The organism is Bradyrhizobium sp. ORS 111, assembly GCF_045571485.1.
Classification (GTDB): Bacteria; Pseudomonadota; Alphaproteobacteria; order Rhizobiales; family Xanthobacteraceae; genus Bradyrhizobium.
In genome coordinates this window covers 1-16,040 of the sequence record NZ_CP120701.1, presented here as the reverse complement: position 1 = coordinate 16,040, position 16,040 = coordinate 1, and the positions used below count along the sequence as shown (strand labels likewise).

The 16,040-nt window shown below is 66.2% G+C and carries 13 protein-coding genes; 2 read left to right on the top strand and 11 right to left on the bottom strand.

What is annotated here, in order from left to right; translation table 11 throughout:
- Nucleotides 1-77: 77 nt before the first annotated feature.
- Nucleotides 78-992 (bottom strand): phosphoribosylaminoimidazolesuccinocarboxamide synthase, encoded by a 915-nt coding sequence (locus tag P6U30_RS00065; protein ID WP_407167574.1) that lies wholly within the window; start codon nucleotides 990-992, stop codon nucleotides 78-80.
- Nucleotides 993-1,076: 84 nt separating this feature from the next.
- Nucleotides 1,077-1,994, bottom strand: coding sequence for a pirin family protein (locus P6U30_RS00060; protein ID WP_407167573.1), 918 nt, complete (start codon nucleotides 1,992-1,994; stop codon nucleotides 1,077-1,079).
- Nucleotides 1,995-2,132: 138 nt separating this feature from the next.
- Here P6U30_RS00060 and P6U30_RS00055 point away from each other — a divergent pair, with 138 nt between their 5' ends.
- Complete coding sequence (locus P6U30_RS00055; protein ID WP_407167572.1) at nucleotides 2,133-2,702, top strand: GNAT family N-acetyltransferase; 570 nt, start codon at nucleotides 2,133-2,135, stop codon at nucleotides 2,700-2,702.
- Between the two features lie 236 nt (nucleotides 2,703-2,938).
- On the opposite strand, the gene P6U30_RS00050 is transcribed toward P6U30_RS00055, so the two are convergent.
- Nucleotides 2,939-4,309, bottom strand: coding sequence for an MmgE/PrpD family protein (locus tag P6U30_RS00050; RefSeq protein ID WP_407167571.1), 1,371 nt, complete (start codon nucleotides 4,307-4,309; stop codon nucleotides 2,939-2,941).
- A 134-nt stretch (nucleotides 4,310-4,443) separates the two neighbouring features.
- On the opposite strand from P6U30_RS00050, the gene P6U30_RS00045 reads away from it, so the two are divergent.
- Nucleotides 4,444-5,559 (top strand): FUSC family protein, encoded by a 1,116-nt coding sequence (locus P6U30_RS00045; RefSeq protein ID WP_407167570.1) that lies wholly within the window; start codon nucleotides 4,444-4,446, stop codon nucleotides 5,557-5,559.
- Between the two features lie 104 nt (nucleotides 5,560-5,663).
- Here P6U30_RS00045 and P6U30_RS00040 read toward each other — a convergent pair whose 3' ends face one another.
- The 8 genes from P6U30_RS00040 to dnaA form a co-directional block, all read right to left on the bottom strand.
- Nucleotides 5,664-6,137 (bottom strand): DUF2867 domain-containing protein, encoded by a 474-nt coding sequence (locus P6U30_RS00040; RefSeq protein WP_407167568.1) that lies wholly within the window; start codon nucleotides 6,135-6,137, stop codon nucleotides 5,664-5,666.
- The gene (locus P6U30_RS00035; protein WP_407167567.1) at nucleotides 6,134-7,552 is read right to left on the bottom strand and encodes an MATE family efflux transporter; all 1,419 of its coding nucleotides are present in this window, start codon (nucleotides 7,550-7,552) and stop codon (nucleotides 6,134-6,136) included. The genes P6U30_RS00040 and P6U30_RS00035 overlap by 4 nt, the downstream gene beginning before the upstream one ends.
- A 57-nt stretch (nucleotides 7,553-7,609) precedes the next feature.
- On the bottom strand, nucleotides 7,610-8,902 hold the full coding sequence (gene murA, locus P6U30_RS00030) for a UDP-N-acetylglucosamine 1-carboxyvinyltransferase (RefSeq protein WP_407149408.1): 1,293 nt from the start codon (nucleotides 8,900-8,902) through the stop codon (nucleotides 7,610-7,612).
- Between the two features lie 16 nt (nucleotides 8,903-8,918).
- Entirely contained in the window at nucleotides 8,919-11,354 is a 2,436-nt protein-coding gene (gene gyrB / locus P6U30_RS00025; RefSeq protein ID WP_407149407.1) for a DNA topoisomerase (ATP-hydrolyzing) subunit B, read from the bottom strand.
- Nucleotides 11,355-11,584: 230 nt separating this feature from the next.
- Entirely contained in the window at nucleotides 11,585-12,724 is a 1,140-nt protein-coding gene (gene recF / locus P6U30_RS00020; RefSeq protein WP_407167566.1) for a DNA replication/repair protein RecF, read from the bottom strand.
- A gap of 84 nt (nucleotides 12,725-12,808) precedes the next feature.
- Nucleotides 12,809-13,174 (bottom strand): endonuclease domain-containing protein, encoded by a 366-nt coding sequence (locus P6U30_RS00015; RefSeq protein WP_407170640.1) that lies wholly within the window; start codon nucleotides 13,172-13,174, stop codon nucleotides 12,809-12,811.
- 78 nt (nucleotides 13,175-13,252) lie between these two features.
- Nucleotides 13,253-14,371 (bottom strand): DNA polymerase III subunit beta, encoded by a 1,119-nt coding sequence (dnaN, locus tag P6U30_RS00010; protein WP_407167565.1) that lies wholly within the window; start codon nucleotides 14,369-14,371, stop codon nucleotides 13,253-13,255.
- A 238-nt stretch (nucleotides 14,372-14,609) separates the two neighbouring features.
- Entirely contained in the window at nucleotides 14,610-16,040 is a 1,431-nt protein-coding gene (gene dnaA / locus P6U30_RS00005; protein WP_407167564.1) for a chromosomal replication initiator protein DnaA, read from the bottom strand.

Sequence of the window (16,040 nt, the reverse complement as noted above, 5' to 3'; positions counted from 1 at the left end):
GACGTCATCGCAGCATCTAACTCAGGTGCGCAATTGCGCACCTGAGGTTCGGTCCTGTGGACCGTCCCCGCAATCACCTAAACCTTCAGCTCGCTCCCCGTCACGCGCTTGTAAGCTTCGAGATAGCGCTTGCTGGTGGCGTCGACCACGCTTGCAGGCAGCGGCGGCGCGGGGGCGTCGCCGTTCCAGCGGCCGGCCTTGCGCTCGGCGTCGAGATAGTCGCGCAGCGGCTGTTTGTCGAAGCTCGGCTGCGGCTGGCCCGGCTTGTAGGCATCGACCGCCCAGAAGCGCGAGGAGTCCGGCGTCATCACCTCGTCGATCAGGATGACGCGGCCGTCCTTGTCGCGGCCGAACTCGAATTTGGTATCCGCGATGATGATGCCGCGGGCGCGGCTGGTCGCTTCGCCGTAGCCGTAGACGTCGCGCGCCATCTTCTCCAGCGTCGCCGCAACCTCGCTCCCCACGATCTCGCGCACCTTCGCCACGGTGATGTTCTCGTCATGGCCGGCCTCGGCCTTCGTCGCCGGGCTGAAGATCGCAGGCTCGAGCTTCTGGCTTTCGACCAGGCCGGCGGGCAGCTTCTCGCCGGCGAGCGTGCCGTGCGCGGCGTATTCCTTCCAGGCCGAGCCGGAGATGTAGCCGCGGATCACGCATTCGATCGGAAACACGGTCGTCCGCTTGCACAGCATCGCGCGGCCGAGGATGTCGGCGCGGTGGTTCTTCAGCGCGGGCACCGCGCCGATGATCTCGTCGGCGTCGGCGCTGATCATGTGATGCGGCACGGTGCCTTCGAGCTGCCGGAACCACCAGGCGCTGATCTGGGTCAGCACCGCGCCTTTCATCGGGATCGTCTCCGCCATCACCACGTCGAACGCCGAGATGCGGTCGGTGGTGAGCAGCAGCACGCGGTCGTCGCCGACGGCATAGATATCGCGTACCTTGCCGCGGCCGATCCGGGGCAGGGGCAAATCGCTGGAGAGCATCGCGGTCATGGGCGTGAACTTTCTGGGCGTGGTCTTCTTGGAGGCAGCACGCCCGCGCATCGCGCGGGCGTGGGGATGACCTCAGGAGATAACTCACTCCGGCAGCGGAATGAACTCGTGTTCCTGCGGAACCGGCGCGAAGCGGCCGGTTTTCCAGTCCTGTTTGGCCTGCTCGATCCGCTCCTTCGAGGAGGAAACGAAATTCCACCAGATGTGGCGTGGGCCTTCGAGCGCATCGCCGCCCAAAAACATCATGCGGGTCGGCTGCCGCGTCTTCACGGTGATGCGGTCGCCGGGCCGGAAGATCAGCAGTCGCGGCCCCTCGTAGCGCTCGTTCGCGATCTCGACCTCGCCGTCGACGAGGTAGATCGCGCGCTCCTCATGATCGGGATCGAGCGGCACCGATGTGCCGGCCTTCGCCGTCACCTCGGTGTAGAACCACGGCGAGACCATGCTGACCGGCGAAGTGATGCCGAAGGCCGAGCCGGCGATGATGCGCGCGTTGAAGTCGCGCTCCGAGATCATCGGCAGATCGCCGGCGGCATAATGCTGGAACGAGGGCGCGATCTCCTCCTTAGCCTCTGGCAGCGCGATCCAGCTCTGCAGCCCCAGCATCTTCTGGCCGTCGCGGCGCTGCACGTCCGGCGTGCGCTCGGAATGCGCGATGCCGCGGCCGGCGGTCATCAGGTTCATCGCACCGGGTTGGATCTCCTGAACATTGCCCTCGCTGTCGCGATGCATGATGCTGCCGTCGAACAGGTAGGTGACGGTGGCGAGCCCGATATGCGGATGCGGCCGCACGTCCATGCCCTTGCCGGCGAGGTACTGCACCGGCCCGAAATGATCGAAGAAGATGAAGGGCCCGACCATCTGTCGCTTGCCGTGCGGCAACGCGCGGCGCACGGCAAAGCCGTCGCCGAGATCGCGGGTGCGCGGCACGATGACGAGATCCAGCGCGTCGCAGGTCTTGGGATCGCCGAGCACAGGGTCGAGGTCGGGAAGCCAGCTCATGGAAAAACTCCTTCTCTGGTGCGGCGATCGTAACAGGATTTGATCGCCGCGTCGCGCCGATCGCGGCGCGGTCACGATGGTCTATTTGCTTGTCACGTGCGATATCGGCGAGAGCAATGTTGGAAACTGGGGTGAGCGATGGTTTCCCTGTTCAAGCCCGGTGTGAAGCTGTTGCAGGTCGATGGTCCCGTGATCGAGACCGCGCGCCTGATCCTGCGGCCGTGGCGCGCGTCCGACATCGCGGCGAACACGCGGATGTTGTCCGATCCCGAAACGGCGCGCTTCATCACACCGAACCACAAGCCGGTGACGACGGAAACCAATGGCTGGCGCAACGCGGCCGTGATTGCCGGGCACTGGGCGCTGCACGGCTTCGGCATGTTCGCGGTCGAGGAAAAGTCCTCCGCCCGCTACATCGGCCGCGTCGGCCCTTACTATCCACCGGGCTGGCCCGGCTTCGAGGTCGGCTGGGGCATCGCCAGGGAGTATCGCGGCCAGGGCTATGCCGTGGAGGCGGCGCGCGCCGCGATCGACTGGGTGTTCGCCAGTTTCACGATCGACCGCATCATCCATTGCATCGATCCGGTCAACGTGGCCTCGCAGGCCGTGGCGCGGCGGCTTGGAGCCGTGAACGCGGGGCCGGGCGAGCTCGAAGACGAGATCGTCGATATCTGGGTGACGACACGCGAACACTGGCGCCGCGGGTAGCGTTGAGGGGCGCTTCGCGATCGTCACGAGTGTTGGGTTGAGGGCGGAACGAAATGCAAGACTCGGACAAGTCGTGTCGCGGGAATGCGAAGCTGTGTCCTCACCACATTTGTCATCGCCCGGCTTGACCGGGCGACCCAGTACGCCGCGCCCTCTCGGTTCGAGCACGAACGTGGTCTGGAATACTGGGTCACCCGCCTTCGCGGGTGACGACACCGGAGAGGCTGTCGCTGCGCTTACTGCCTTCCCAACTGCGTCGCCGTCTCGACGCGGTCGAACCGCTCCAGCGTCAGGATCGCGTCGGCGAGCTGCTCGGCGCGCTTGTCGAGCACCGGGCGGGCCAGCGTCAAAAACTTCTGCTGCATCGCCTGCGCGTCGGGGAACGAGGTCGGCTCGCCGGACGGATCGGCGTAGAGGCGCTCATGGATGCCGTCGTCGGTGGTGATCGAGACGCGGGCGCCGAACGGGTGGGTGCGGCCGATCTCGAGGCGGTCGTCCTGCACCACGGCGAACTTGTCGGCGAGCGCGTCGATCGCCTTGTCGCCGAGCCGGTCGTAGTCGTCCCAGCCGAAGCTGCCCTGGTCGAGCGCAATGGCCCCGGTGAAGAACATCGAGAACTGGCCGCCGACGATCGAGGTCGGGTGCCGCTTGGTGGCGGCGTCACCGGTCAGGGTGATGCCGTTGCGGTGCAGGCCGATCTCGACCTTCCTGACCTGGTCCGGCGTCAGATTGTGCTCGCGCCGCATCGCGATCAGCGCGTCGATCGCGGCATGGGTGTAGCGGCAGCTCGGATAGGGCTTCACGCCGATCTTCATGGTCTCGTAGGTACGGCCGAGGCCGGCGACCGCCTTGTCCGGATGGGCGTTGTCGCTGTAGCCGACCAAAAGGCCGTGCTTGCCCTCGACCGAGTCGGTCGAGCCGATGAAGTCGTTGCGCGCCAGCGTCGCGGCGATCACGCCGTTCATCGCGGCGGCGCCGACCTGGTAGCGCTTGTTCCAGGCACCGTTGACCAGGAACTGGAGCGAGCCCGCGGCCTGGCTGCCGGACACGCCGAACGCCGAGACGATCTGCTCCTTCGACAGGCCAAACAGCTTGGCGGCCGCCGCCGCAGCGCCATAGGTGCCGGCGGTCGCGGTCGGGTGAAACCCCTTGGCATAATGCGAGGTCGGGTCGAGTGCGTTGCCGAGCCGGCAGCACACCTCATAGCCCGCGACGATCGCGGTCAGCACGTCGCGGCCGGAGGCGCCGACCATCTCGCCGACCGCGAATGCCGCCGGGACCACCGGCGCGCTCGGATGCAGCGAGGAATCGGCATGGGTGTCATCGAAGTCGAGCGAATGGCCGAGCGCACCGTTGAGCAACGCTGCGACCGCCGGGGTCCAGGTCTTGGAGTCGCCGAACACGGTGGCCTCGCCCTTGCCGTCGAGCGCCAGCGCTTCCAGCATCTTCATCAGCGACGGCGTCGATTCCGCATCGCGGCGGGCACGGATGGTGCTGCCCAGGAAATCCAGCGTCAGCACCTTGGCGCGCTCCAGCACCTCCGCGGGGATGTCGGAATATTTCAGGTCGGCGACATAGGCGGCGAGCGTTGCGGTTTCGTGGGCCATCGTGTTTCCTCAATCTTGCGGCGCAAGGGTAGGCGGGGCCAACAGGCCTTTCAAGCCGCCTCGCAGCCCCAGGGCAGCAGCCATGCTCGAAGTCACTTAACACGAACGTTGGGATTGATTCCGGATCGCCGTGCATGAGGACCTTCGCAAAACGCATGTTCGACCGGCTTTGGGCCCGCAAGACGCAATTGGCGCTGGCGGTGCGGATCGCGGCCGCCGGGGTGGCGGCCTATGCGATCGCGGCTGCATTGCATCTCCTGCTGCCGTTGTGGGCGGTGCTGACCTCGCTGATCGTCACCCAGATGAGTGTCGGCCGCTCGCTGAAGGCGACGCGCGACTACATGCTCGGCACCATCGGCGGCGCCATCTATGGCGGCGCGATCGCGGTGCTGATTCCCCATAGCGGCGAGGGCAGCCTGCTGGCGCTGCTGGTGCTCGCGATCGTGCCGCTCGCCTTCATCGCCTCTCTCAATCCGAGCCTGAACTCGGCGACGGTAACGGCCGTGATCGTGCTGTTGCTTCCCACCATGCACCAATCTAACCCGCTGGACTCCGCGATCGACCGCGTCGTCGAGGTCACGGTCGGAGCGCTGACCGGGCTTGCGGTGTCGTTCCTGGTGCTGCCGTCGCGCGCGGTGAGCCAGATCCGGGTCAATGCATCGAAGCTGCTGGAGCTGCTCGCGGCGGCGTTCGCCGAACTGCTCGCAGGCTTGACGCGCGGTCTCGACAATGACGCATTGCACCGGATCCAGGACGGAATCGGCGTTGCGGTGACCAATCTGCAGGCGACCGGCCTGGAGGCCGAGCGCGAGCGCACGATGCATCTGTCGTCGGGCCCGGAGACCGGGCCGCTGCTACGGACGATGCAGCGGCTGCGGCACGACGTCGTGATGATCGGGCGCGCCAGCGTTGTGCCGCTACCGGCGGAAATCCAGGCGCGGCTGGCGCGGCCCTTGGCGGATGTGAGCGACGCGATCGTCAGCTACATGAAAGCGGTCGCGACCTCCTTGCGCGCCGGCCGCGGCTCGGCCGACATGGCGGCGGTCGAGGCTGCGCTACAGGCCTACAGCGCCGCAGTCGCCGCGCTGCGCCGGGATGGCATGATCCGCGGCCTGCCGGTCGACGTCGTGGAGCGGTTTTTCGCGCTCGGCTTCTCGCTGGAGCAGATGCGACAGAATCTGACCGACCTCAAGCGCTGCCATGGCAATTGGTGCGTAAGCGAGGACACCCAGGAGAGAATCGCGCAATGACGGCGTGTCATGGCTCGCGGCAAGTGAGGCCCTTGCCCTCCAGGCGCCAGGCCGGGAGGTCGACACCAACCGAACGAGAAGCAGAGGCCGAGGGATGTCTCGAGTTAGGTTCCGATCTTGCGCAACATCGCCGGCACGATCAGGCGGTGGAACGGCATGATCACCGCGAGATAGGTGCGCCCGAGCCAATTGTGGGTGAGCACCAGCGTGGTTGCCGTGACGCTGCGTGCAGCCCCTGCCGCTGCGACGTCGACGACGAGCCGGAAATCGAGGTGCTTGTCGTTGAACCCGGCGACCAGCCGGTCCGGCGTCTCGCTCACGACCGGGAATATTCCGATCATGTCCCGTGCCACGCCATCTGCCGCACCCGACGTCTTCAGGCCAAGCGGTGCGACCAGGATGTTGCGCAGAGCAATCAGCAGCTCGATCCAGCGTGGGTGCCGCGTCACCATCGCCTCGGCCGCGCGCCGCGCATCCAGATCAGGATGCGTGGTCGCGATCCGGAACGCGTCGATGAATTGCGCGCCCGCGAGCAGCGCGGCGGAGTCCACGTTCGGCGTGACCTCGGCGACTTTCATTTGAGCAGTCTGCGTGCCAGCAGGCGGAAACGCAAGATCAGGAGGGTCGCATAGACAGCGGTCCCGAGCGAGAGCCCGATCCAGACGCCGGCAGCGCCGAGCTTGGTCCAGAAGGCGAGGGCATAGGCCGACGCGAACCCGACCAGCCAGTAGCTGACGGTGGCGAACAGGAGCGGCACCTGGGTATCGTTCATGCCGCGCAGCGCACCGGCGGTGGTGGTCTGGACGCCGTCGGCGATGAAGAAGGTCGCGCCGATCAGAAGCAGCATCGCGGTGAGCTGGGCGGTGGCGTCGGTGGCCTCGCCGAGAAAGATCGTCGCGATTTCGAAGCGCGCCAGGATCACCGCGAGCGTCATGACGCTCATGAAGGTCCCGCTGAGCGCGACCGCGACATAGCCGGCGCGGCGCAATCCGTCCGGATCGCGACGGCCGACCGCATGGCCGACCCGCACCGTTGCCGCCATGCCGACGCCGAACGGGACCATGAACAGGATCGCGGCGATCTGCAGCGCGATCTGGTGTGCCGCAAGCGCCGTGGTGCTGATCAGCCCCATCAGGAGGCCGGCGGCGCCGAACATGCCGTATTCCAGCAGGAACGACAGCGAGATCGGGGTGCCGATCGCCACCAGCTTGCCCATCAGCGGCCAGTCGATCCGCCAGACGCGGCTGAACACATGGTATTTCCGGAACGGCCGGCGGCGCACGGCGAACCACACGCCGGCGAGGAACATGCCGAGGTTGACGGTGGTCGTGGCCAGCCCGGCGCCGAACAGGCCGAATTCGGGCATGCCCCATTTGCCGTAGAGCAACAGGTAGACCAGCAGCGCGTTGGCCGGGATCGCGGCCAGTGTGATCCACAGCACCGGCTCGGGCCGGTTCACCGCGCTCATGAAGCCGCGCAGCGCGATGAACCACAGCGCCGGCAGGATGCCCCAGGCGAGCCCGAACAGATATTGTTGGGCCAGATGCGCGGCCGCCGGCGCCTGGCCGAGCGCGAGCAGGATGCTCTCGCCGTGGAAGGGCAGAAACATCAGAGGCAGCGCCATGAACAGCGCCGCCCACATGCCGACGCGCAGCGCGCGCCGCATCACATGCGGATCACGCGCCCCGAACGCCTGCGCCGCCAGCGGGGACACCGCCGAGACCAGCCCCATGCCGAAGGTAAAGCTGACAAAGAACACGGTGTGCGCCAGCGCGGCGGCCGCCACGGCCTCGCTGCCCAGACGTCCGATGAAGGCGAGATCGGTCGACATCATCGCGATCTGGCCGAGCTGCGTCAGCGCAAGCGGCACCGCCAGCTTGAGCGTTTCCGAGAACTCGGCCGCAAGCGGGTTGCGCGGGACGGCAAGTGCCGCCCTGGAGACGGCGACGGCCGCGTGCGGCGCGACCGGTTCGATCTTGTCGATGCAGGTCATGGCGGAACGCATAGCACGGCAAGCGGGCCAAAAGGATGGCCAGGCTGCCGCAGCAGGTCACGATCGCGCGGGAATCCGCTTGATCCGGGCGCCGAGCGCGTTCAGCCGCTCCTCGATCCGCTCATAGCCGCGCTCGATCTGGACGGCGTTGTTGATGGTCGATGTCCCCTCGGCGCAGATCGCGGCGAGCAGCATCGCCATGCCAGCGCGGATGTCGGGCGAAGTGATCGGGGCGCCGCGCAGCCGGCTCGGACCCGCGACAATTGCGCGATGCGGGTCGCACAGCACGATCCGTCCACCCATCGCGATCAGCATGTCGACGAAGAACATTCGGGATTCGAACATCTTCTCGTGCATCAGGATGACACCGTCGCACTGGGTCGCGGTGACGATCGCGATCGACATCAGGTCCGCCGGGAACGCCGGCCAGGGCTGGTCCTCGAGCTTCGGCACATGACCGCCGAAATCGTCGTGGATCTTCATGGTCTGGCCGGACGGCACGATGAGATCGTCGCCCTCGACGCCGCAGACGATGCCGAGCCGCTCGAAGCCCATCCGGATCGAGCGCAGATGCTCGACGCCGGCGCGCGCGATCCGCAGCGGCGATCGCGTCACCGCGGCGAGCCCGATCAGCGATCCGACCTCGATATGGTCGGGCTGGATCGCGTAGGTGGCGCTGCCGAGCGTCGCCGGCCCGTGCACGATGATGGTGTTGGTGCCGATGCCCTCGATCTTGGCGCCAAGCGCGACCAGGAAGTGCGCGAGGTCCTGCACATGCGGCTCGGAGGCCGCGTTGCGCAGATAGGTGGTGCCGCGGGCGGCCACGGCGGCCACCAGCGCGTTCTCCGTGGCAGTGACGCTGGGTTCGTCGAGGAACACATCGGCGCCCTTCAGGCGCGAGGCGCGGAACTCGAGCCGGTGCGTCGCGGTGACGGAGGCGCCGAGCTGCTCGAAGGCGAGGAAATGTGTGTCGAGACGTCGCCGGCCGATCACGTCGCCGCCCGGCGGCGGCAATGCCACTTCGCCGCAGCGGGCGAGCAAGGGACCTGCAAGCAGGATCGAGGCGCGGATGCTCGCGCACAGCTCCGGATCGAGGTCGGCGGCGCGGATCTCCTTGGCGTGAATATGGAGCGTATTGCGGTCGGTCCATTCGGCCGCGGCGCCAACCGACCGGCACAGCTCGACCAGCGTTTCGGTGTCGCGGATCCGCGGAACGTTGGTCAGCGTGACCGGGTGCTCGGTGAGCAGCGCCGCGGCGATGATCGGCAGCGCGGAGTTCTTGTTGCCGGACGGCTCGATGGTGCCGGAGAGCCGGCGGCCGCCCTCTACAATGTATTGAATTGGCGGCACGCGGAAACAGGCTCCCTCAGATGTCGATGTTGGCGCTGAGCGAATTGTCCTGGATGAACTCGCGGCGCGGTTCTACCACGTCGCCCATCAGTTTGGTGAAGATATCGTCGGCCTCGTCGACCTCCTTGACCTTCACCTGCAGCAGCGAACGCGCCTCGACGTCGAGCGTGGTTTCCCAGAGCTGGTCCGGGTTCATCTCGCCGAGACCTTTATAGCGTTGCAGCGTCACGCCCTTGCGCGCAGCGTCGGTCACGGCCTCGAACAGGTCGACCGGGCCGTGGATGGCTTGCTCGGTATCCTTGCGGCGGAGCTTGCCCGCACGCACATAAATCTCTTGCAGCTCCTTGGCATATTCGTCGAGCTTTCGCGCATCCGCCGAGCCAAGGAACGCGGCGTCGATGATCGCCACTTCCTTGACGCCGCGTATCGTGCGCTCGAATTGGAAACCCTGACCTTCGATGAAGTCACCGATCCAGCCGCGCTCGACTTCTTCAGCCAATGCGTCCAGCCGCTTGGCGATGTAGTCGGCGGCCGATTTGGCGGTCTCGATATCGCGGGTGATCTTCGGGTTCAGCACGCCAGCGATTGCGGCTTGCTCGATCACCGCGCGATTGTATCGGCTATGCAGATTGCGCAGCACCGAGCGGATGACGCGAGCGTCTTCAATCAGCGACAACAGGTCGCGGCCAGAGCGGTCGTCACCGGAGGCCGGCTTGAACACGCATTCGTCGAGCCCGGTCGAGATCAGATAGTCCTCGAGTGCACGCTCGTCCTTTAGGTATTGCTCGGACTTGCCGCGCGAGACCTTATAGAGCGGCGGCTGCGCGATATAGAGATAGCCGCCGTCGATGATGTCGCGCATCTGCCGGTAGAAGAAGGTCAACAGCAGCGTGCGGATGTGGGCGCCGTCGACGTCGGCGTCGGTCATCACGATAATCTTGTGATAGCGCAGCTTGTCGATCGAGAAATCGTCGCTGATGCCGGTGCCGAGCGCAGTGATCAGCGTGCCGATCTGTTCGCTCGACAGCATCTTGTCGGGGCGGACGCGCTCGACATTGAGAATCTTGCCGCGCAGCGGCAGCACCGCCTGGAACTCGCGGTTGCGGCCCTGCTTCGCGCTGCCGCCGGCCGAGTCGCCCTCGACGATGAACAGTTCGGATTTCGCCGGATCCTTTTCCTGGCAGTCGGCGAGCTTGCCGGGCAGCGAGGAGACACTGAGCGGGCTCTTGCGCGTCAATTCGCGCGCCTTGCGGGCGGCCTCGCGCGCGGCGGCGGCCTGGATCACCTTGCCGACGATTTCCTTGGCTTCCTTCGGATTCTCCTCGAACCAGGCCGCGAGCGCCTCGTTCAGGACGTTCTCGACCACCGGTCGCACCTCCGAGGACACCAGCTTGTCCTTGGTCTGCGAGGAGAACTTCGGATCGGGCACCTTCACCGACAGCACCGCGGTGAGGCCTTCGCGGCAATCGTCGCCGGTCAGCGCGATCTTTTCCTTCTTCGCATTGGCGTCGGCATAGCCGTTGACCTGGCGCGTCAGCGCGCCGCGGAAGCCGGCCAGATGGGTGCCGCCGTCACGCTGCGGGATGTTGTTGGTGAAGCACAGCACGTTCTCGTGGTAGCTGTCGTTCCACCACAGCGCCGCCTCGACACCGATGCCGTTGGCTTCCGAGCGCACCATGATCGGCGCCGGCACGATCGCCTTCTTGTTGCGGTCGAGGTATTTGACGAATTCCTCGACGCCCCCCGAATAATGCATCTCCTCGCGCTTCTCGACCGCGTGGCGCATGTCGGAGAGCACGATGTTGACGCCGGAGTTGAGGAAGGCGAGCTCGCGCAGGCGATGCTCGAGCGTCGCGAAATCATATTCGATGTTCTTGAAGGTCTCGACCGAGGCGAGGAATGTGACTTCGGTGCCGCGTTTGCCCGGTGCTTCGCCGACCACGCGGAGCGGTGCGACGGCATCGCCGTGGGCGAACTCGATGTAATGTTCCTTGCCGTCGCGCCAGATCCGCAGCGCGAGCTTGCTGGACAGCGCGTTGACGACGGAGACACCGACGCCGTGCAGACCGCCGGAGACCTTGTAGGAATTTTGGTCGAACTTTCCGCCGGCATGGAGCTGGGTCATGATGACCTCGGCCGCCGAGACGCCTTCGCCCTTGTGGATGTCGACCGGGATGCCGCGGCCATCGTCGTACACGGTCACCGAATTGTCGGCGTTGAGGGTGACCAGGACGCGGCTGGCATGGCCCGCCAGCGCCTCGTCGATCGCGTTGTCGACGACCTCGTAAACCATGTGATGCAGGCCGGACCCGTCATCGGTGTCGCCGATATACATGCCGGGCCGCTTGCGTACGGCATCGAGCCCCTTCAGCACCCGGATCGATTCCGCACCGTATTCGACGGAAATGGGATGCTCAGATTCGGCAGGGGTCTGCCGGGCAGGTTCTGTCATGTGAGGCCTTCGAGGAATGTCCCGAATCAGCGGCGCAATGTGGGGCGCTGATTACGCTATTTGTGCCATGAAAGAAGCATTGCGCCTAGCGCAAAGTCTCCATCTGCAAGTTACTGAATAAATAGGATTTTTTGATGCTCTTTCAAGCCCGTTCAGAGCCGATTCCGAAGGCTCTGAAAAGCCCGATTCGGAGGCGGATTTCGGTGCTCCGCGAAGGGCGATTCGAGGCGTCAGCCGCGGCGGGTGGCGCGGCCGGATTCGACGTCGAAGATCTCGCCGGTCGGGCCGATGTCGACGAACGCCAACGGATCGGCGCCGGTCATCCAGACCTGCGCGCCGAGCTTGGCGAGCTCGTCGAACAGCGCCTTGCGCCGGTTGGGATCGAGATGCGCGACGACCTCGTCGAGCAGCAGCAACGGCACGATGCCGGTCATCTCCGCGACCATCGTCGCGTGCGCCAGTACCAGCCCGATCAAGAGCGCCTTCTGCTCGCCGGTCGAGGCGTCGCGCGCCGGCATGTTCTTTGGCGCGTAGACCACCTGCAGATCGGTCAGATGCGGGCCGTCGAGCGTGCGTCCGGCGGCGGCGTCGCGCGGGCGGTTGGCACGCAGCATCTCGCGGTAGCGGTCCTCCACCGCGGTCGCAGGCTCCTGCAGCAGCGCATTCTCCATCCAGCCGTCGAGCGCGATCTCGGCCGAGGGAAAGCTCGACGCCGCCCCGCGCTCGCGCAACATCACGGCGAGCTTCGCCGCGGTCTGGCCGCGCGATGCGGCAACCGCGACCGCAAGTTCGGCGGTCTCGCGTTCGATCGCATCACACCAATGGTCGTCGTAGTTGCGCACCTCGAGCAGCCGGTTGCGCGAGCGCAGCGAGCGCTCCAGCGCCGAGACACGGCTGGAATGTTCGGAATCGATCGCGAGCACCAGGCGATCGAAGAAGCGCCGGCGTTCGGACGCCGCGCCCATGAACAGGCCGTCCATCGCCGGTGTCAGCCACACGATGCGCAGATGATCGCCGAAAGCGGTCGCGGAACTCACCGGCTCGCGATCGATCCGGCAGCGCCGGCTGGTGGAGCTGCCGTCGCCGCCAGGTGCATCGATCCCGGTGCCGAGCGTGGCGAGCCCAAGCGCGCCCTCGACCTCCGCCGACACCGCCCAGGAGCCGTTGCCCTGGTTGTCGGCGATGTCCTCCAGCGTGGCGCGGCGCAGGCCGCGGCCCGGCGACAGGAGCGAGATCGCTTCCAGGCAATTGGTCTTGCCGGCGCCGTTCGGCCCGACCAGCACCACCATGTCGCCCCGCGCAGCCAGCGTCGCCGCCCGGTAATTGCGGAAATGCGTCAGCGACAGGCGATGAATGCGAGACGGGGTCATGTGTCGAAGATCGGTCTTCCTTCCCCTCTCCCCTTGTGGGAGAGGGTGGCGCCTCACGAAGTAAGGCGACGGGTGAGGGGTATCTCACAGCTCGGCAAGCTTTGCGAGAATGTCCTCCAATACGGCGCCGGGCGTTTGCAAGACGTCATTGTTCCAGTAGCGAAGAACGCGAAAACCTTCGGCTGCGAGGGCTATCGAGCGGACTGCATCGCCTTCAGATGCAGCGTGCTGACTTCCGTCGATCTCGATGACGAGGCGCTTATCGAAGCAGGCAAAGTCCAGAATGTGGTTCCCGAACGGGATTTGTCGGCGAAATTTCAGATGGGACAAGCGCCGGTCGCGAAGCAACCGCCACATCTTCGCTTCTGCGTCCGTCGGCTCGCGGCGCATCTTCCTCGCGAAAGCGCGGAGGCGCTCGTCAGTCTTTCGATGGCTCGGAGGCTGCGGCACGAACCCCTCACCCGGCGCCTTCGGCGCCACCCTCTCCCACAAGGGGAGAGGGCGCAGTTGCGCTCGACGAGAGATGAATCACACCCGCATCGGCATCAGCACGTAGAGCGCGCCCTTGTTGTCGCGGTCCTGCACCAGGGTCGGCGAGCCGGGGTCGGCGAGCTTCAGCACCGCCACCTCGCCCTCGATCTGGGCGGCGATGTCGAGCAGATAGCGCGAGTTGAAGCCGATATCGAGTGCGTCGGAGGCGTATTCAACCTCGAGCTCTTCGGTCGCACTGCCGGAGTCCGGGTTAGTGACCGAGAGCACCAGCTTGCCGGCAGAGAGCGCGAGCTTCACCGCGCGACCGCGCTCGCTGGAGATGGTCGAGACGCGGTCGACGGCGGCCTCGAAATCCTTCTTGTCGACGACGAGTTCCTTGTCGTTGTTCTGCGGAATGACGCGGCCGTAGTCCGGGAAGGTGCCGTCGATCAGCTTCGAGGTCAGCACCACATTGCCGAGCGAGAAGCGGATCTTGCCCTGCGACAGTTGGATTGAGATCTCGGCCTCGCCGTCCTCGATCAGCCGCTGCACTTCGCCCACGGTCTTGCGGGGCACGATGACGCCGGGCATGCCGGCCGCGCCGTTGGGCAGCGCGAGGTCGATCTGCGCCAGACGGTGGCCATCGGTGGCGACGCCGCGCAGGGTCGCGGCCTTGGCGCTGCCGGCCGAGTGCAGATAAATGCCGTTGAGGTAGTAGCGGGTCTCCTCGGTCGAGATCGCAAACTGGGTGCGGTCGATCAGGCGCTTGATGTCGGAGGCCGGCAGCGAGAACGAGTGCGTCATGTCGCCGGCGGCGAGATCGGGGAAATCGCTTTCGGGCAGCGTCTGCAACGTGAAGCGCGAGCGCCCGGCGCGCACCGCCAGCACCGAGCGGTCGCCGTCGGCCTCCAGCACGATCTGCGAGCCGTCGGGCAGCTTGCGGACAATGTCGTAGAACATGTGCGCGGGCACGGTGGTCGAGCCGGCGGTTCCGGTCTCGGCGGCCAGCGTTTCCGTCACTTCGAGATCGAGGTCGGTCGCCTTTAGGGACAACTTGGCGCCCTCGGCGCGGATCAGCACGTTGCCGAGGATCGGGATGGTGTTGCGGCGCTCGACCACGCGATGAACGTGACCCAGCGATTTCAGGAGTTGCGCGCGCTCGACGGTGACCTTCATTGCAATACCCGCCAGATCCCTCAGATGGAAAAGCCGGGCGGCCGTTTACGGCAGCACCGCGGCATTGGAAACCCGAAAAGCCGGATCAATATCGGATTTGATCAAACCCACGGGGGGACCGCAAGGTGGCGCGGATGGCGGGCCGACGCAAGGGAAACGGCGGCCGTTCCCCACGTTTTGGGCCACAAAAGCCTCGCCTGCCGCTGCGAGACGGGAGGGCGAGGCTCCGGACGCAGGCCTATTCCTGCAACTGGCGCTTCAGCGATTCGACCTCTTCGGAGAGCGCCGTATCCTTGGCCACCAGTGCCTCGATCTTGCGCACGGCGTGCAGCACCGTGGTGTGATCGCGGCCGCCGAAGCGCCGGCCGATCTCGGGAAGCGAGCGCAGGGTCAGCGTCTTCGCCAGATACATCGCGACCTGGCGCGGACGCACCACATTGGCGGTGCGGCGGGACGACAGGAGGTCGGAGCGGCTGACATTGTATTGCCGGGCGACCACGCGCTGGATGTCCTCGATCTTGATCCGCTTCGGTTCCTGCGGGCGGATCAGGTCGCGCACCTCCCGCTCGGCCATCTCCAGCGTCACCGGCTGGTTATTGAGCTTGGAGTGCGCCAGCAGGCGGTTGATCGCGCCTTCGAGGTCGCGACCGTTATGGGTGATGGTGCGCGCCAGATAGTCGAGCACTTCGTCCGGCACGTCAAAGCTGGCATGGTGCACGCGGGCCGCCGCGACGCGCGACTTCAGAATGCCGAGGCGCAGCTCCTCGCCAAGCGAAGCCATCTCGACCACCAGGCCGCCGGCGAGCCGAGAGCGCACGCGGTCGTCAAGGCTTTCGAGATCCGACGGCGGACGGTCGGCCGCGATCACCACCTGGCGGCCGGCATCGATCAGCGCGTTCAACGTGTGACAGAACTCGGCCTGGGTCGACTTGCCCTGCAGGAATTGCAGGTCGTCGATCACCAGCACGTCGATGCCGCGCAGCGCCTCCTTGAAGGCCAGCGCCGTCTGCGTCTTCAGGGCGGCGACGAAGCCGTACATGAATTTCTCGGCGGTGAGATACAGCACCTTGCGCTCGCTGCCCGAGTTGCCGGCCCATGTCACCGCCTGCAAGAGATGGGTTTTGCCGAGGCCGACGCCGGCGTGGATGTAGAGCGGGTTGAACATCACGGGATCGCCGCGGCGGCCCTCCGCGACCTGCCGCGCGGCGGCGTGTGCCAGCGTGTTCGAGCGGCCGACGACGAAGCTTGCGAAGGTCAGGCGCGGATCGAGCGGCGAGCCGCCGAGCGCGTCATGGTTTGCGGACACCGGCGCGGTCGCAACCGAGCGCAGTTCGGGCGAGGGGCGGCCGTCGGAGCGTTCGACACGGCGCACTTCGACCGGCGCCACCGTCTCCTTGACCGGCGCCGCGGCGCGGATCGCAGAGCGCACGGTGAGGTCGATGCGATGCACTTCGGGCATCTCGGCCTGCCAGCAGGTCAGCACGCGATCGGCGTAGTGCGCCTGAATCCAGCTCTTCAGGAACCGGGTCGGAACCGACAGGTGCACGCTCTCTTCCTGGACGCCTTCCAGGTCCATTCGCGCGAACCAGCTCGTATAGACGTCCTCGCCGACGCTCGTCCGCAACCGCCCCTTCACCCGCGACCAGCGTTCCTGTTCCGTGTTTGTCAT